Source organism: Bradyrhizobium tropiciagri, assembly GCF_018130505.1.
Lineage (GTDB): Bacteria > Pseudomonadota > Alphaproteobacteria > Rhizobiales > Xanthobacteraceae > Bradyrhizobium > Bradyrhizobium tropiciagri_B.
This window is the reverse complement of sequence record NZ_JAFCKH010000008.1, coordinates 185,396-202,392: the sequence shown is the minus strand read 5'-3', so window position 1 is coordinate 202,392 and position 16,997 is coordinate 185,396. Positions and strand designations below refer to the sequence as shown.

The following is a 16,997-nucleotide window of genomic DNA, read 5'->3' as shown; positions in this document are numbered from 1 at the left end:
ACAATCGCATCGTCATTTCTTCTCGAACAGTTTTGCCGGATCGAAATGCGGATCGGGCACGAAGCCGTCGCGGTTCGGCATTTTGATCTTCGGCAGGCTGTCGCGGTCGAGCTTGCCGTCCGCCGGCAGGATGCCGTTCAGGCTGAGGATGTAGGCGGCGACCGCGTAGGTGTCGTCGTTGCTGAGCGAGCCGGGCGCCTGGTAGGGCATCGCGCGGTGGATGTAGTCGAACAGCGTGGTGGCGTAGGGCCAGTAGCTGCCGACCGTCTTCACCGGCGCGTTCGAGGCGAGCGTGCCCTGGCCGCCGGCAAGGCGGTCCTTGATGCCGCCGACGCCGTTGTCGCCGTGACACACCGCGCAATTGTCGGCGAAGATCTCCTTGCCGTGCGCGACCGTGCCGCTGCCCGCCGGCAATCCCTTGCCGTCAGGCCTGACGTCGATGTCCCACAGCGCGATCTCGTCCGGCGTCGCCGGGCGACCGAAATCGGTGGCCAGCACCGGTGAGGCGAGGGCGAGCGCGAAGGCGGCGGCGAAGAGTGTCTTGCTAGTCGAGGACATTGCGGACCCTCCCGGTCTCGTCGATGCTCCAGGTCTGCTGCGCGTTGTAGTGAAACAGCGCGTTGCTGCCGGTCACGGCGATGAAGGATTTGCGGTCGGGCTGCAAATTGCCCTTGTCGTCGGTCGAGCGGCTGACGATCTTGGTCGGCTTGCCGTCCCACACCCAATCCATCTGGAAGCGGCTCTGCGCCTTCGGCAGCGCCGGCGAATTGAGCTGCGCGTCCTGCCAGGTCTTCGCGCCGTCGGTCGAGATCTCGACCCGCGTGATCTTGCCGTGGCCGCTCCAGGCGAGACCGGTGATGCGCTGATAGCCCGGTTTGATGACCATCGTGCCGGAGGGCGAGGTGATCACCGAATTGGTGTCCATCCGCAGCTGAAATTGCTCGGCCTTGCCGTCGGCCTGCAGCTGGGTGTAGCGCGCGGTCTCCCAGCGCGTCATCCAGGGCCGGTCGCCGAACTTCAGGCGGCGCAGCCATTTGATGTTGAGGTTGCCCTCGAACCCCGGCATCACGAGCCGCATCGGAAAGCCGTGCGCCGGCCGCAGCGGCTCGCCGTTCTGGCCATACGCGATGAAGGCTTCGTTCAGGATCTCGTCGGTGAGCGGGATGCTGCGGGCGACGCCCGCGGCGTCGCCGCCTTCCGCCAGCATCCAGTTCGAATCGCGCTCCTTGCCGATCAGGTCGACGATGAATTTCAGCGGAACGCCGGTCCATTCATTGGTGCTGACCAGCCCGTGCGTGTTCTGCACGGTGAGATCGGGATCGGCCTTCTTCCAGTTCTCCCAGCCGTTGCCGGTGCATTCGATGAACACCGTGCGCGAGATCGAAGGCATCGCCTTGAGGTCTTCAACATTGAAGACGAGCGGCTTCTTCACCATGCCGTGCACCAGCAGGCGATGCTTGGCCGGATCGAGATCGGGCACGCCGGAATGGCTGCGCTCGTAATGCAGGTCCGACGGCGTGATGCTGCCGAACAGCTTGTCGAGCGGCGTCTTGGAATTGATCGCGTCGCTCGGATCGATGTTGCGCTTGCCCGGCGTCGCCTCGGGGATGCGCGAGATCTTCACATATTGCGATCGCTCGCTGCGGCCGCTGAGGTCGGCGCCGACCTCGCGCGGCGGCACGTCGGCGAGGGAGTCCGCCGCCGCCCGGCCGGCAACGAGGCTTCCCGCGAGCCCCGTGGAGGCCGCGATGAAATTTCGGCGTGACAGCCGGCGCTTGCCGGCGCCGTCACGGTCAACGACATCATCGTCCTGGGTGATCATCTGGTGTCCTCGGCTCTAGTCCTGCGACGGCTCACGCGCCTTGCGCGGCGCGGAAGGCATCGAAGGTGCGGGTGGAATAGACGATGGCGGCGCCGGCATTGACGGACACCGCGACGCCGAGCGCTTCGGCGAGCTCTTCCTCGGTCGCGCCAAGCTTCTTGGCGGCCGCGGCGTGGACGGTGATGCAGCCGTCGCAGCGCAGGCTGATCGCGACGGCAAGGGCGATCAGCTCGCGCGTCTTGGCGTCGAAATGGCTCGTCTTGGCGCCGGCGCCGCTCAGGGCCGCGTAGCCCTTCACCGTGTCGGGGCTCAGCTTGCCGAATTCGCTGACGCCAGCCACGATCTGCTTGCGATAATTGTCCCAATCGTGCATTGCCATTTTTGCCTCCGTCTCCGTCCTTGACGGAGCTATTTTTGGCCGTTCCGCGTGCCGCGCACGATGGCCGCACGGCGCAAATCGATGTCCGGGCGGATCAAGGAGGTGGCAAGGAGGTGGCAAGGGAGGTGGAATGTCCGAACAGGAGGCCGCGCAACTGCTCGAGGCGATGGTGCCGTTGCTCAGGATCCGGCCCGTGATCGAGGACTTCTGCAGGTTCGGCGGCAACTGGGAGTCGCGGCATGCGCCGAACGGCAGGGGATCGGCGCAATTCCACATCGTGACGCGCGGGTCCTGCGTGGTCGAGCGGCCAGGTCTCGGCGAACAGAAGCTGGACGCCGGTGATATCCTGCTGCTGCCGCACGGCGACAGCCACGTGGTGCGCGGCCGGGCAGCGGGCGCTCCGGGCAAGGTCTCGACCGAGCTACGAAACGGCATCCGTCAGCGTGCAACGCTGGACGTTCAGAGCGACACCGAACTGCTCTGCGGCCGGCTGGTGTTCGAAATGCCGGATGAGAATCCGCTGCTCGCAATGCTGCCCGACGAGATCGTCATTCGTACCGCCGACGAGCCGCTGCTGCAGCGGTTTCGTCATCTGCTCACCGAGATCCGTGACGAACTCGATAGCGGCAAGGCCGGCGCCGAAATCATCGCGGCCGATTTCGCCCGCGCGCTGTTCGTGATGATGCTGCGCGACCATCTCACCGACAATCCCGCCGCGGACGGCATGGTGTCGCTGCTGCGGGACCGCACGACATCCCGCGTCGTGCTCGCGATGCTGGGCGATCTCGCCCGCGACTGGACCCTCGACGACATGGCGCATGTGGCGATTTCCTCGCGTGCGACGCTGGTGCGTGCGTTTCGAAAACACGCCGGCACTGCGCCGATGACGTTCCTGTCCGATCTGCGGCTGGCGACCGCGCGCAAGCGGCTCGCCGGAACCGCTGATGCGATCGCGACCATCGCCGCCGAGGTCGGCTACGCGTCGGAGGGCGCGCTGAGCAAGGCGATCATGCGCAAATACGGCGTCCGCCCCGGCGCGTTGCGGCTCGCGGGGGCGGACGCAGGCAAGTCAGCGGAGCCCGCTACGTGACGCCTGACGCAGTCCGGCGCCCGCCAGCAACGTCTTGACGATCGAGAAGGCGACCAGCGCGGCCCACGCAACGCCGGCGACGACGTGGATCCACTCCGCGACGAAGCTCGGCGGCTGCCACGCCCGCTCGGCCACCCGCCAGACGGTCCCGAGACTGGTGAGCCCGAGCACGATGGCGAAATAGCTCGCGGGCATGTTCGCGACGATCCCGGACCACAGGCCCGGCGGTTGTCGCGCCGGGCGCTCCATAGATGATTTTGCCTTCATGACGTGTCCCCTTGTCACCACCCAAGCGCCCCGCGCGGCCTAGTTGCGCATCTGGCCGACCAGCGTCGCCCAGTCCATGTCGAGCGCGCCGTAGACCGCGCCGGCCTCGGCCCGGCCATTGTCCTTGAGGATCTCGACCATCAATGTCGCGTAGTCGGACAGCACGACGCCGGCCTGTTGCAGGCGCAGCAGCCCGACCTGCCGCTTGGTGTCGCTGAAGGTTCCGCAGGCGTCGACCGCGACATAGGCGTCGAGCCCGCGCGCCACTGCGGTCATCGCGGGGAAGCCGGCGCAGACTTCGAGGGAGATGCCGGCGAAGATCAGCTTCTTGCGGCCGGTGGCCTCGATGGCGCGCGCGACACGCGCATCGTCGAATGCATTCACCGACGAGCGGTCGATGATCTCGATGCCGTGCAGCGCCTCCTTGAGCTCGGGGAAGGTCGGTCCCCACATGCTGTCGCGCGCCGTCGTGGTCGCGACAACAGGCACGTTCAACGCCCGCGCGGCCCTGGTCAGCGCGACCACGTTGTGCTTCAGCTCGCCGAGCGGAATGTCGCGCACGCCGGTCATCAGGCCGATCTGATGGTCTGCAAGAACGACGGCCGCGTTGTCGGCGGTGAGGGGTTCGTAGCTGTGATGGGTCATGGCATCCTCCGGTTTCGATCCGACGTCGGAGCGGCCGGGCGGGATGCCCGGTCACGATCTCCGTCGCGACGAGGCAGACCTACCCACTGGACGATCGGCCGAGAAGTCGTCTAAATCCGGACCCAGCGTCCAATCGGTTGGACGGTGGGTGAGCCATGCTGGATCTCAATGATTTCTTCCTGTTCGTGCAGGTGGTCGACCGCGGCGGCTTCACGGCCGCGAGCCGCACCTTGCGCACGCCCAAATCGACGCTGAGCCATCGCGTGCAGCAGCTCGAGAGCAATCTCGGCGTCCGCCTGCTCAACCGCACCTCGCGAAAGTTCGGCATGACCGATGCGGGCGAGGAGTTTTACCGGCATGCGGTGGCGATGCTGCGCGAGGCGGAATTAGCCGAGACCGCGATCCGCCATCGCCTCGCCGAGCCGAGCGGCACCATCAGATGCACCGGCGGCGTCGCCACCATGCAGTTCGCGATGTCCGACATCATCGCCGATTTCCTGGTGCAGCATCCCAAGGTCAACGTCTTCGTGCACGCCGTCGATCGCACCGTCGACATCGTCGGCGAGAATTTCGACGTCGCGATCAGGGCGCATTCCGATCCGCTGCCGAATTCCAACCTGGTGCAGCGGACGCTGGCGCCGGCGCCGTGGTTCTTGTTCGCCGGCGCCGACTATCTCGATGCGAACGGCGAGCCGGAGAAGCCGCAGGACCTGCGCGATCATCCGTCGCTGTTCATGATGCGGACCGGCGTCGATCCGGTCTGGCGGCTGCGGCATGCGCGCCAGGCCAAGAGCGAGGTGGTGATGCCGCTGACGCCGCGGCTGCTCAGCGACGACATGGTCGGCCTGCAGCAGGCCGCGATAAGGGGCCTCGGCATCGTGGCGCTGCCCGGCTACATCTGCCGGGCCGCGGTAAAGGCGGGCGCGCTGCGGCGGGTGCTGCCGAACTGGATCGCCGGCGACTCCACGATCACTGCGCTGATTCCCTACCGGCAGGGCCTGCTGCCGTCGGTCCGCGTCTTCCTCGATCACCTTGCGGCCGAATTTCCGAAGGCGGTGCTGATGTAGATCGTCCAATCAGTTGGACGTTAGGTTCCAGATTTGCCGGCTTTTCGACCGGCGTGCTCGGCCTCTAGGTTGCCGCCGGAGACGCAGATCGTCTGGAGCATAGCAATGAAGACAGCCACCCTCGAGCACACCGATGACACCGACGCGCGGCTTGGCGACATCATCGCCGCGAGCCCGCACACGATCGGTGCAGGCTTCACCGCTCATCATTTCTCGGAGGAGGCGTTCGGCGGCCGGATGGATCCGCTGCTGATGGTCGACGACTTCGTGATGACGGCGCCGACCTTCGATCCGCATCTGCACGCCGGCATCTCGGCGGTGACCGCGATGTTCGAGGACTCCACCGGAAGCTTCCTGAACCGCGACACGCTCGGCCACAATGTCGCGCTGCGGCCCGGTGATCTGTACTGGCTGGCCGCCGCCAGCGGCGCCGCGCATGAGGAGCGGCCGGAGCAGGGGGCGCGCACCCATGCGCTGCAGATCTTCGTCAACCTGCCGTGCCGCCTCAAGAAGGAGCCGGCGCGCGCGCTGCACATCCGCGCCGAGGAGGTGCCTGTCATCGCCGGACAGGGACACCGCGTCCGCGTGCTGCTCGGCCGTAGCGGCACCGTGATCGGCGCCGAAGGCACGCCCGAGGAGATCACGATGCTCGACGGCTTCCTCGATGGCGGCCGCTTCTCGCATCTGTTGCCGGCCGGGCGGCAGGCCTGGATCTACGCGGTGTCGGGCCAGTTGCTGGTCCGCTGCGAGTCTGCGCAGCGCGCGCTCGATCCGGCGACCGCGACCACGGTCGAGGCCGGTCCGGAAACCGAGATCGTGCTGCATGCCGATGCGCCGTCCCACTTCGTGTTGCTTGCGGCGAAGCCGATCCGCGAGCCGTTCGTCAAGCACGGGCCGCTGGTGATGTCGACCGAAGCCGACGTGCGGCGGACGCTCGCCTACTACGCCGAAGGCAAGTTCGGCCGCATCCCGGCTTAGCGTCTCCTCCTCACCATTGAACTCTCATGCCACGCGCGAAATGTCTCGCGCGATCGGCGCAGCTATGCCCAGCAGCGGAAAATGATCATGTCGGATATCGAAACCAGGCCTGCAACGGACGAAACAATTTTCATCCCGATCTCGGCGGAGGAGCGCGAGCGCGAACGCGCGCTGCGCGAGCGGTTCGCCGGCTTCTGGAACAATGCGACCGGTGAGCTGCGCGCGACCTACGATTCTTTCATCTCCGCGAGCCCGCTCGTCGAAGGCGTCACGCTCGAAGCCGTCGACGCGAGCTGCGTGCGCGGCTGGTGGATTCGCCCCGAGCGGGCCCGGTCTCGGCGGGCCATTCTCTTCCTGCACGGCGGTGGCTATGGGCTCGGCTCGGCCAGCGCGTATCGCGGCTTCGTCAGCCAGATCGTCGCCCGCACCAATATTCCCGCGCTCGTCATCGACTATCCGCTGGCCCCCGAGGCGACGCTGCCGGCGGCGTCGAACGCGGCCCTCGATGCGTGGCGATGGCTGATTTCAAGCGGCTTCGAGCAAATCGCGATCGTCGGCGATTCCGCGGGCGGCGGTCTCACGCTGGTGACCCTGGCGCAGCTCGCCCGCAAACCGCACGGCGCTGCGCCGGTTGCGGGCGTGGTGTTCTCGCCGTGGACCGATCTGGCCTTCACCGGCGCGTCGATGACCGACCCGGCCGTGGTCGATCCCTTGATCGGCTACGACTATCTGCAGGACTGCGCCCGCAACTATCTCGGCGGCGCGGCCGCGTCCGATCCGCTGGCCTCGCCGCTCTATGGCGAGCTGGGCGGACTGCCGCCGCTGCTGATCCAGGTCGGCACCGACGAGCGGCTGCTCGACGATTCCAGGCAGTACGCCGCGCTGGCGCGGCAGGCCGGGGTCGCGGTGGCGCTCGAGATCTGGGACGGCATGCATCACGTCTTCCAGCTCGACGTCGCGTATCTCGCGAGCAGCCGCGCCGCACTCGACCGAGCCGCGGGTTTCCTGCGCGACGCCTTCGACCGGGCCTGAAGCGGTCGACACAGCAACCAAGGGAATATTTGTCATGGCAATCGACATTGCATCGGGCGCGTCGTTCGACGTCGTCATCGTCGGCGGCGGTTCGGCGGGCGCCGTGCTCGCCAATCGTCTGAGCGCGGATCCGGGGCGGCGCGTGCTTCTGCTGGAGGCGGGCAAGGCCTATGCGCCCGCGCAATATCCCGACGTGATCGCGAATGCCAACCGCGTCGGCGGCGATGCATCGCATGACTGGGGCTATCACACCCAGGACCATAGCGTCCTCGGCCATGACGTGACCGCGCTGCGCGGCAAGGTCTTGGGCGGCAGCTCCGGAATCAACGCCGCAGTCGCGATGCGCGCGCGGCCGTCGGACTTCGCGCGCTGGACCACGCACGGCCTCGACGGCTGGTCCTTCACCGACGTCCTCCCGATCTACAAGGCGATGGAGAACACGCCTGATGGTGACGATGCCTGGCACGGCCGCTCCGGCCCGTTCCCGATCCGGCAGCGCACGATGGAGGAGAACACGCCGTCGATGCGCGCCTTCGTGCACGCCGCGGAAGCGTGCGGCTTGCCGCGCGTCGCCGACTTCAACGGCGCGGACCAGCATGGCGTCTCGCCCTATACGCTCAACGTCGTCGACGGGCGGCGGATCAACACCGGCATGGCCTATCTCACCGACGAGGTGCGCCGCCGGCCGAACCTTGCGATCATGAGCGAGGCCGAGGTCGACCGCGTCATCTTCGACGGGCGCCGCGCGACCGGCGTTCGCCTGGTGAGCGGAGACACCATCGCGGCCGGACGGGTGATCCTCTCGGCCGGTGCCTATGGCAGCCCGGCGATCCTGATGCGTTCGGGCATCGGGCCCGCGTCGCATCTGGAAGAGCTCGGCATTCCCGTTGTCGTCGACGCGCCGGTCGGCGAACGGCTGAAGGAGCATCCGTTCTACTACAACGTCTACGCCCTCAAGCCGGAGGTGCGGTCGATGACGCCGGTGGCGGGCGCCATCATCTGGACCAGGTCGAGCGAAGCCGCCGCGGATGAGCTCGACCTGCACATCTCGGCGACCCACATCTTCGATCCCGCGCAGAGCCCGACCGGCGGCGCGATCGTGCTGGCCTGTTCGGTGACGTTGCCCAAATCGGCCGGATCGATCCGGCTCGCGAGCCGCGATCCGCGCGCGATGCCGCTGATCCGCTTCAATTTCTTCAAGGAGAAAAGCGACCTACGGCGGATGATGGAGGCCGTGAACCTGTCACGCCGGATCGGAACGTCGGCGCCGTTCAGCGACATGATCGCATCCGAGATAGCGCCGGGCAGGGGCATCGTAGACGATGCGGCGCTGGAGAAAGCGGTGATTGCCTCGGTCGACGGCTACTCTCATCCGACCTCCTCGGTGCCGATGGGCGGCCACGGCGATCCCGGCGCAGTGGTCGACGGCACCGGCGCGGTGCGCGGCGTCGATGGCCTCAACGTCGTCGATGCGTCGATCATGCCCGACATCATCTCGGCGCCGACCAACGTGACGACGATCATGATCGCGGAAGCCATCAGCCGGAAGCTGTGACGCAGCATCAGCCGCTGCAGGCGGGCTCCGCCGATAGATCGTCGGCATTCGGATCACTGGCCGCCGTGGCCCAGGCCAGTTCGACCAGCGTCACGGTGCGCTTGCCGGTGCCGTCGAGCTGGCAGACGATCAGGCCCTGGTCCTCGATATAGGTCAGGAGATGCCGCGCGCGGCGCAGCGAGTGCGTGCCGTAGGCGCGGGCGATCGCCGCATCGCCCGGGCAGGGCCAGCCTTCCTTGGCGGCTCGCGCGATCATCATGAAGACGCCCTGCATGTCGTCGGGCAGGATCGCGGCACGCAGCTGCACGTCCTGCCAGCCGTCGTCCTCTGCCATGTCGGCGCCGAGCCCGGCGCGGGCCCGCGTCAGCATGCGGCGGAAATCGGCGAGCTCCGGCACCACAGCGCCGAGGCCCTCGATCCGGCAGCGCACCACGAATTCCTGATAGAGCACCCCGATGGCGCGGAAGCCGGCATCGGGCTCGGCCAGGATGGCGCGCAGGATGCGATCGAGCCGCTCGCGCCGCTCCGCCAGTTGCTCGGCGCTGAGCGGCTGCTCGGCGGCTTCGTCCTGCACCTCGGGCGCGGGCTGCTTCGCCGCCGCCATCAGCTGGTTGAGCAGGTCCGGTGACGGCCGGCGCTGCGGCCTTGTCGTCGTCTCGGGCGGCGGCGCCGCCAGGATGATGGCGCGCGCGTCTTCCAGCGCCGCTTCCGGCAGCGGCATCAGCCGCGGTGCCGCGTTGCGCGGCTGCGTGTCGGTCGGACCGATGCGCAGGCCCAGCGGGCGGCGGGAGAGGGCCGGGCCCAATGCCATGAATTGCCCGCGTTCGAGGTCGCGGAACGCTTCCGCTTGCCGCCGCTCCATGCCGAGGAGGTCGGCGGCGCGCGCCATGTCGATGTCGAGGAAGGTCCGGCCCATCAGGAAATTGGACGCTTCGGCCGCGACATTCTTGGCGAGCTTCGCCAGCCGCTGCGTGGCGATGATGCCGGCCAGGCCGCGCTTGCGGCCGCGGCACATCAGATTCGTCATCGCGCCGAGCGAGAGCTTGCGCGCCTCGTCGGACACTTCGCCCGCGACCGCCGGCGCGAACAATTGCGCCTCGTCCACCACCACCAGCATCGGATACCAGTGGTCGCGGGCGACTTCGAACATTCCGCCGAGGTAAGCCGCGGCGCGGCGCATCTGGTTCTCGGCGTCGAGCCCTTCGAGATTGAGCACGGTGGACACGCGGTGGATGCGCACGCGTTCGCCCGCGGCCTGCAGGCTGCGCTCGGTGTGGTCCTCGGCATCGATGACGAGATGGCCGAAACGCTCGGCGAGCGTCACGAAGTCGCCTTCGGGGTCGATGATGGTCTGCTGCACCCAGCGGGCGCTCTGTTCCAGCAGCCGGCGCAGCAGATGAGATTTGCCGGAACCGGAATTGCCCTGCACCAGCAGGCGGGTGGCGAGCAGTTCCTCGAGGTCGATGGCCGCCGGGGCGCCGGCCGTCGTCATTCCCATCTCGATCGCGACCGTCATGTCCCCGACTCAAACTGTCCTTGCGGAGAGGCGGCTTAACAAGCCGGTGGCGCGCAGTCGAGCGAAGCGCGACGTCATCCCCAGGCACGTCCGCCTGTGGAGGGTCAGACGTCGCCGTCGTGACTCGGCCCATCGCCGCGGGTTTTCGGTCGGGGAATCGGGGGGATGCAGCTGCCGAAACGCGGATCGAGCGGATCAAAGCGCGATTTCGTTCTCGCGACGATGTACAGCGCCGCCAGCGCGAAGGAGCCGAGCAGCAGAAACACCCACGCAGGTGGCTGGATTGCGATCAACAGCGACAGTGCGCCAGCCAGCAACAGCAGCGCAATAATGCCCGAAGACAGTTTTGAAGCCATGACCGGCCCCGCGCGGTAGCTCGAGGACGGGAGATTAGCGCGGAAATCGATCCGTTCGGAGCGGCCGGCTGCGACACACAAGCGCAGATGTCGCGCGCGAGCCGCGGTCGCAGGTCTCCGCTGAGTAGCTATTGCTTCGACCGCTTGGTGTTTCGCGGCGCGGGAGCGGGCTGCGCTGGGGCAGGGCTTTCAGCGCGTGCCGATTCCAGTGAGTTGACCCGCGCACTGAGCGAGCCGAGCTGGTCGGAGAGCAACTTCTGATCGCCCTGTTGTCCCGCCAGCTTCTGTTGGATGTCGCTGACTTGGGTCGCCAGCTTCTGCTGGTCGGCCTGCATGCCTTGCACCGCCTGTTGCAGCGACGCCAGGCTTTGCTTGACCTGCTCGATCGCCGGATCCGGCGCAGGTGCGACGGCCGCCTGCTCCTGCGGAGCGGCCGGCTTGGTTCCATTGGCGTAGCTCATCCAGAGCGCGCCGCCGGCGACGATGAGGGCGAGAAGTGCGACGAGCAATGAAAGCGCCGATCGCGGCCGTGCGTCGGCGGGCATTGAAGGATCGGACATGAGAATTCCCCCTTGGCGGATGACGGGATCAACGATCAAGGCGCAGGCTGGTTCCGCATCCAACGCGACGCGGGCCGCGCGATAAGCCCACCCGCGCAATGCCGCGCTTGTGATCGTTGCAGCCGGGGCGTGTGGTTCAGCTCACAGGGCCGCCGTGCAGTCTCGCCTAGACTCGGCTCCCGTGTGGAGCCTCATCATGCGTAGCATCATTGTACTTGCATTTTTGTTCGTGGCCGTGGCTGCGATCCACAGCGGTTCTTTCAAACCACTTCCCACAGCACCGATGCCTCTGGTGAACGTGCCCTGATGTCTCTGCGCAGCTCTTGTCCTCATAGGGAGTAGCGCCATGAAGTTCGTGACCAGCTTTTCCGCCTCCGTCGCGTTCGTCGCCATGTTCGTCGGCTGTTCCTCGATGGCCGCATTGGCCGCCAAGGGGAAAGACTTTCCGGGCACCACATGCACCTGCCAGGGATGCGCGCCGGGAGGAGGGGACACCACCGGCGACTGCGCCAGCGTGTGCAAGGACAAGACGGTGTATTCGAAGGGCTCGGAACCCCACGACTACTGCAAGGCGAAGGAGCTGACGGTCAACGGCAACAATCTGCGCGCCGCGCTGGCGCTGATCCAGCTCCGCGCTGCTACGCTCGCCCGCTCGTCGAATGTCAGCCCGCGGGTCATCACCGCCTTGCAGGCCACCGGTCGCAAGGCCGTCCGCATCGACGATGCGACCGCCGAAAAAATCCTCAAAGGGCTGGAGGCGAACGGCGTGCGGATCACGGAGGACGGCGTCAGCCTGATCCAGAAGCCGCTGCCGTAAGGCGGCGCCGCCCTCACCACACCACGCGGAAGCCTGCGGTGCCCTTGTAGCTGTTGCTGTCGGCGGCATTCTGCAGGCTGGCGCGATAGGTCGCTTCGCCGAACACGGTGTAGCGGCCGTTGTGCCAGCTATAGCTGCCGCCGCCGCCGATGCTGCCCCACAGGCGGTCGTTGGCGCTGGCGAAGCCGGTGCCTGACACGTCGACCCTGCTGCCGTCGAGGAATTCGTAGTGCAGATTGCCGATCGCGTAGAGGTCGGAGCGGACGACGCCTGAGCCGTCGTTCCAGGTCTTCTGGTGGTTGAGCATCAGGCCGACGCGGCCGAGCAGGCTGTCGGCATTGTCGAGCGAGACCAGCGCGCCGAAGCGGTCGGTGAAATTCTCGAAGTCGACCTTGGAATAGGCAAGCTGCGCCTGCGGCGTCAGGAAGAAGCCGTTGCCGACGCCGAACCGCTTGCCGCCCTCGATGCTGAAGGCGTAGCCGAGGCCTTCATTGCCATGGGCGAGGCTGCCGACGCCGACGACGTCGGAGGAGAGATCGCCGCGGTAGAACATGGTCTGCGCCTGGCCGTCGAGATAGACGCCGTTGTCGCCGTACCAGGTCGCGGTGGCGCCGACGCCCGATCCCTGGACGCGGATCCGGCCGTTGCCGAAGAACGAATTCACATAGGCCGTCGTCAGCCCGTATTGCGCGGTGAGGCCGACGATCAGGCGGCCGTTCGCATTGTCGAGCGCAACGCCGTCGAGCCCGGCCTGCGCCTTGAAGTGATCGGCGTCGTAATTCGAGCCGGTGGTGTTCGACGGCCGCATGTTGCCCTGGCCGCCTTCGATGCGGCCCCAGAATGCCGACTGCGTCCATGAGAGATCGCTCTGCGCCTCCGATGCCGCCGGCACGCCGCCCATCCGCGCCATCGCCGCGTTGGGATCGCCGCCCCAATAGCGGTTGCCGACGCGCTCCTGCATCGACGGCAGCATGTTCATGCCGAGCAGCACCTGGGCGTAGTTCTCGTACAGCGGCACGCCGGGCTGGTAGAGCGGGCCCGGAGGCGCTGACGGAGGCGGGGTCGGCGTGCCGGGATCGCTCGGCGGATTGATCAGGCTGGAGCGCAGATACCAGTCGCCGTCATTCGGCGTCGAAGCGCCGCCCTTCTGCAGCGTGTAGGCATAGGCGCCGGCGACCACCGCCTGCTGTCCCTGCAGCACATAGTTGCCGAGCAGCGAGAACGTGCCGTTGGAGGCGCCGGCGACGTCGATCAGCTTGATGCCCTCGACGGTCTGCACGCCGCCGCCGCCGACATTGTTGACGCGCACGTTCGACGTGCCCGACGTGTTGCCCTGCACGACGAGGCGGTCCGTGGGCGACGTGTCGCCGCCGAGCACGGTGTTGAACAGCAGCGTGCCGCCATTGCCGGCGTAATTGCCGTTCACAGTCAGCGTGGTGCCGGGCGCGCTGCCGAACCGCAGCGTGCCGGCATTGTCGAGAGAGGCCATGGTCTGGTTGAAACCGTCGAGGTCCAACGTGCCGCCGCCGCTCGCGACATAGGCCGACGCCGCGCTGAACGCGCCGGCCGCGCCCGCGCGCAGCGTGCCGCCGGCGACCGTGGTGGTGCCGCTGTAGCTGTTCGCGCCGGTCAGCGTCTCGGTGCCGCCGGTGATCCGTAATCCGCCGGTGCCGCCGATGGTGCCGGCGAAGGTGTCGTTCGCCGCCGTGAGCCCCAGCGTGTTGGCGCCGAGATCGATCGCGCCGTTGCCGGACAGCGTGCGGATGCTGGTCCCCGTGATCCCGAGGCCCGCGATGCTGAAGGTGCCGTTGGCGATCACCCGGCTCGACAGCGCGAGCGTGCCGAGGCCCGTCAGCGCAAGCGTGGCGCCTGACGAGATCGTGGTTGCGCCGGTATAGCCCTGGCTGCCCGACAGCGACTGCACGCCGCCGGTCACCTGCAGCCCGCCGCTGCCGCCGATCGACCCGGCGAACGTGTCGTGCGCGTTGCTGATGACGAGGTCCTTGGTTCCCAGCGTGACGAGGTTGTTGCCGCCGAGGCTGCGGATGCTGGTGCTGGCTCCGGCGATCCCGGAGATGTCGAAGCCGCCGATCGCCACCACGCTGCTGGAATTGGCGATCGAGCCCGCGCCTGTCAGCGCCAGCGTGCCGCCGGAGATCAGTGTCCGGCCCGCATAGGTGTTGACCCCGGACAGCACCTGCGTGCCGCCGGCGAGGGCGAGCCCGCCGCTGCCGCTGATGACGCCGCCAAAGCTGTCGTTGGCGGACAGGATCGTGAGGTTCTTGCCGCCGAGATTGACCGCGCCGCTGCCTGACAGCCGCTGCACGCTGGTGACGCCGGCCGTGATGCCGGAAATGTCGAGCGTGCCGTCGACGATCGCCCGGCTCGAATTGAACAGCGAACCGGTGCCCATCAGCGCCAGCGTGCCGCCCGCGATCGTGGTCGCGCCGGTGTAGGTGGCGCGGAACAAGGTCTGCGTGCCGCCGGTCAGTGTCAGGCCGCCGCTGCCGCTGATGCCGCCGGAGAAAGTGTCGTGCGCGGCGGTGATGGTCAGCGTCTTGGCGCCGAGATTGACGTTGCCGGTGCCCGACAGGCTGCGAATGCTGCTGCTCGCGCCTGATACGGCCGAGATGTCGAAGGTGCCGTTGGCCACCACGCTGCTGGAATTGGCGATCGAGCCGGCGCCCGACAGCGCCAGCGTGCCGGCCTGCAGCAGCGTCTGGCCGGAATAGGTGTTGACGCCGGAGAGCGTCTGCGTGCCGTTGATCGTCAGTGCGCCGCTGCCGCCGATGACGCCGGAGAACGTGTCGCTGGCATTCAGGATCCGCAGCGTCTTGGTGCCGAGATCGACGGCGCCGCTGCCCGTCAGCCGCGTGATGTCGGTGCCCGTGCCCGAGAGGCCGGCAATGCTGAATGTGCCGTTCGCGATCACCCGACTGGAAGCGGCGATCGAGCCCGAACCGGTCAGCGCCAGCGCGCCGCTGGTGCCGATCGTGGTCGCGCCGGTATAGGCCTGGACGCCGGAGAACGCCTGCGTGCCGCCGGCGACCTGCAATCCGCCGCTGCCGCCGATCGCGCCGGCGAACGTGTCGTTCGCATTGCTGATGGTCAGGTTCTTGGCGCCGAGCACAACGGTGCCGGTGCCGGCGAGGCTCGCGACCTGCGAACTGCCAGCGTTGACGCCCGAGATGTCGAACGTGCCGTTGGTGACCACCCGGCTGGACGCGATCGAGCCGTTGCCGGTCAGCAGCAGCGTTCCGGTGTCGACGGTGGTCGTGCCGCTATAGGTGTTGACGCCCGTGAGCGTCTGCGTGCCGTTGATCGTCAGCCCGCCGCCGGCGCCGCCGATGACGCCGGCGAAGGTGTCGTTCGCGGCGGTGAGCGTCAGCGTCTTGGCACCGAGATCGACGGCGCCGCCGCCGGTCAGATGCTGGATGCTGGTGCCGGCACCTGTGAGGCCGGCGATGCTGAACGTGCCGTCCGCGATCACCTGGCTGGAGGCGGAGACGTCGCCGGCGCCGGTCAGCGCGAGCGTGCTGCCGCCGCCGATCGTGGTCGCGCCGGAATACGCCTGCACGCCGGAGAACGCCTGCGTGCCGCCGCTGACCTGCACCCCGCCGGTGCCGCTGATCGTTCCGGCGAAGGTGTCGTGCGCATTGGTGAGGATCAGGTCCTTGCTGCCCAGCGTGACGGTGCCGGCGCTGCTGCCGGCGAGACTCTGGATGTGGGCATTGGCATCAGGCTGGGAGGAAATATCGAACTCTGCGTTGGCGACCACCCGGCTCGAACTGGCGAGGGCGTTGCCGGAGCCGGCGCCGTTTAGTTGGAGCGTGCCCTGCTGGATCACCGTCTCGCCGGCATAAGTGCTGCTGCCACCGAAGAGGAGGGTACCGGCGCCGGTCTTGGTCAATCCGCCGACGCCGCTGAAGCCGACCGAGCTGAGAAGGGTGAACCCGTTGTTGTCGATGGTCAGTCCGCCCGCGGCGATGTTGTTCTGGGCTGCCGTTCCGGCGGAGCCATTCACGCTGTTGGTGTGAAGGCGGATCGTCGCATTGTCATAGTTGATCTGACCGCCCGCGTTGGCGATGGTAAAGCCGAAGCCACCCAACAGGATGGTGGCGTTGCTGACGTTGAGGGTGGCCGTGTTGCTGCCGGCCGGGGTGCCGACGGTGATCCTGCTTGTGGCGTTGACGGTCGCGCCATCCGTGACATTGAGTACGCTTGTGGCGTTGGCGAACAGGCTGATCTGGACGGCGTTCCATTGCGAGCCGGCCCCTGTCACCGTGACGGAGGCCGTGCCACCGGCGACATCGCCGACTGAAACCGTGCCCGTGCTTGTCAGCGTGCTGCCGTTCTGGATCGTGAGGCTGGTCGTCCCTCCGGCCACGTCGCGGACATTCAGATTGCCGGTCGCGCCGGTCGCTCCCGGCGTGACGCCGAGGACGACGTTCGAGCCCGCCACGATGTTGACTGCGCCGCCGGCGACCGGCGCGGCATTGCCGGACCAGTTCGTGCCGACCGTCCAGTCGTTATTGGTGGCGCCGGTCCAGGTCTGCGCGGAGGCAGGCCGCGGTGCCAGCGCCGCGAGCACGGCGACCGAGGCGCTCATCAGCAGCCGTCGGCGGAATTCGGTTCGCTTACGCGTGAAAGATGGGGATCGGGAGGGAACGAGGTGTTGATTGTCATCTGCGCGACGCAGTTGCGTCGCAGCCCCGATGCATTCGCGCATGGCGACTTATGCCCCTTGTTCTTGCCGTTGCACGACAGGTTGCATTCCGGCAAACCTTCGCCGGCAACGGTATCTGTGACGTTATGTGACTCACCGTGATCGGGCAAACGAACGTTGCTGTTCCCGCAGTGAAACAAGAGGCACTGTGATCGCGATGCAACGTGCGCGCGACGCAGTTAATCGA

Annotated in this window: 15 protein-coding genes; 6 read left to right on the top strand and 9 right to left on the bottom strand. The window is 67.4% G+C overall.

The window, feature by feature from the left end:
- Nucleotides 1-12 precede the first annotated feature (12 nt).
- The 3 genes from JQ633_RS21380 to JQ633_RS21370 are packed head-to-tail and all read right to left on the bottom strand — an operon-like array spanning nucleotide 13 to nucleotide 2,201.
- The gene (locus tag JQ633_RS21380) at nucleotides 13-558 is read right to left on the bottom strand and encodes a c-type cytochrome (protein ID WP_211987049.1); all 546 of its coding nucleotides are present in this window, start codon (nucleotides 556-558) and stop codon (nucleotides 13-15) included.
- Nucleotides 545-1,822 (bottom strand): sulfite dehydrogenase, encoded by a 1,278-nt coding sequence (soxC, locus tag JQ633_RS21375; RefSeq protein ID WP_211987048.1) that lies wholly within the window; start codon nucleotides 1,820-1,822, stop codon nucleotides 545-547. The genes JQ633_RS21380 and soxC overlap by 14 nt, the downstream gene beginning before the upstream one ends.
- A 31-nt stretch (nucleotides 1,823-1,853) precedes the next feature.
- Complete coding sequence (locus JQ633_RS21370) at nucleotides 1,854-2,201, bottom strand: carboxymuconolactone decarboxylase family protein (protein WP_211987047.1); 348 nt, start codon at nucleotides 2,199-2,201, stop codon at nucleotides 1,854-1,856.
- A 130-nt stretch (nucleotides 2,202-2,331) separates the two neighbouring features.
- Here JQ633_RS21370 and JQ633_RS21365 point away from each other — a divergent pair, with 130 nt between their 5' ends.
- Nucleotides 2,332-3,291, top strand: coding sequence for an AraC family transcriptional regulator (locus tag JQ633_RS21365; RefSeq protein ID WP_211987046.1), 960 nt, complete (start codon nucleotides 2,332-2,334; stop codon nucleotides 3,289-3,291).
- Here JQ633_RS21365 and JQ633_RS21360 read toward each other — a convergent pair.
- Complete coding sequence (locus JQ633_RS21360) at nucleotides 3,271-3,486, bottom strand: hypothetical protein (protein WP_211987045.1); 216 nt, start codon at nucleotides 3,484-3,486, stop codon at nucleotides 3,271-3,273. The genes JQ633_RS21365 and JQ633_RS21360 overlap by 21 nt on opposite strands.
- A gap of 111 nt (nucleotides 3,487-3,597) precedes the next feature.
- Nucleotides 3,598-4,203, bottom strand: coding sequence for an isochorismatase family protein (locus JQ633_RS21355; RefSeq protein WP_211987044.1), 606 nt, complete (start codon nucleotides 4,201-4,203; stop codon nucleotides 3,598-3,600).
- A gap of 155 nt (nucleotides 4,204-4,358) precedes the next feature.
- On the opposite strand from JQ633_RS21355, the gene JQ633_RS21350 reads away from it, so the two are divergent.
- The 4 genes from JQ633_RS21350 to JQ633_RS21335 all read left to right on the top strand — a co-directional run bounded on the left by JQ633_RS21350 (nucleotide 4,359) and on the right by JQ633_RS21335 (nucleotide 8,835).
- A complete protein-coding gene (locus tag JQ633_RS21350; protein WP_211987043.1) occupies nucleotides 4,359-5,270 on the top strand; it encodes a LysR substrate-binding domain-containing protein in 912 nt (303 codons plus the stop codon).
- 105 nt (nucleotides 5,271-5,375) lie between these two features.
- Entirely contained in the window at nucleotides 5,376-6,248 is an 873-nt protein-coding gene (locus tag JQ633_RS21345) for a pirin family protein (RefSeq protein ID WP_211987042.1), read from the top strand.
- 87 nt (nucleotides 6,249-6,335) lie between these two features.
- Nucleotides 6,336-7,280 (top strand): alpha/beta hydrolase, encoded by a 945-nt coding sequence (locus JQ633_RS21340; protein ID WP_211987041.1) that lies wholly within the window; start codon nucleotides 6,336-6,338, stop codon nucleotides 7,278-7,280.
- Between the two features lie 34 nt (nucleotides 7,281-7,314).
- Nucleotides 7,315-8,835 (top strand): GMC family oxidoreductase, encoded by a 1,521-nt coding sequence (locus tag JQ633_RS21335; RefSeq protein WP_211987040.1) that lies wholly within the window; start codon nucleotides 7,315-7,317, stop codon nucleotides 8,833-8,835.
- A 7-nt stretch (nucleotides 8,836-8,842) separates the two neighbouring features.
- Here JQ633_RS21335 and JQ633_RS21330 read toward each other — a convergent pair whose 3' ends face one another.
- From JQ633_RS21330 to JQ633_RS21320, 3 genes are all read right to left on the bottom strand, one after another.
- The gene (locus tag JQ633_RS21330; RefSeq protein WP_211987039.1) at nucleotides 8,843-10,351 is read right to left on the bottom strand and encodes an ATP-binding protein; all 1,509 of its coding nucleotides are present in this window, start codon (nucleotides 10,349-10,351) and stop codon (nucleotides 8,843-8,845) included.
- A 104-nt stretch (nucleotides 10,352-10,455) separates the two neighbouring features.
- Nucleotides 10,456-10,707: a hypothetical protein gene (locus JQ633_RS21325; RefSeq protein ID WP_211987272.1), complete on the bottom strand. Its 252-nt coding sequence runs from the start codon at nucleotides 10,705-10,707 to the stop codon at nucleotides 10,456-10,458.
- A gap of 128 nt (nucleotides 10,708-10,835) precedes the next feature.
- Complete coding sequence (locus JQ633_RS21320) at nucleotides 10,836-11,306, bottom strand: hypothetical protein (RefSeq protein WP_211987038.1); 471 nt, start codon at nucleotides 11,304-11,306, stop codon at nucleotides 10,836-10,838.
- Nucleotides 11,307-11,613: 307 nt separating this feature from the next.
- Between JQ633_RS21320 and JQ633_RS21315 the strand changes: the two genes are divergently transcribed.
- Nucleotides 11,614-12,084, top strand: coding sequence for a hypothetical protein (locus JQ633_RS21315; protein WP_211987037.1), 471 nt, complete (start codon nucleotides 11,614-11,616; stop codon nucleotides 12,082-12,084).
- A 13-nt stretch (nucleotides 12,085-12,097) separates the two neighbouring features.
- On the opposite strand, the gene JQ633_RS21310 is transcribed toward JQ633_RS21315, so the two are convergent.
- Nucleotides 12,098-16,693 (bottom strand): autotransporter outer membrane beta-barrel domain-containing protein, encoded by a 4,596-nt coding sequence (locus JQ633_RS21310; RefSeq protein WP_211987036.1) that lies wholly within the window; start codon nucleotides 16,691-16,693, stop codon nucleotides 12,098-12,100.
- Nucleotides 16,694-16,997 lie beyond the last annotated feature (304 nt).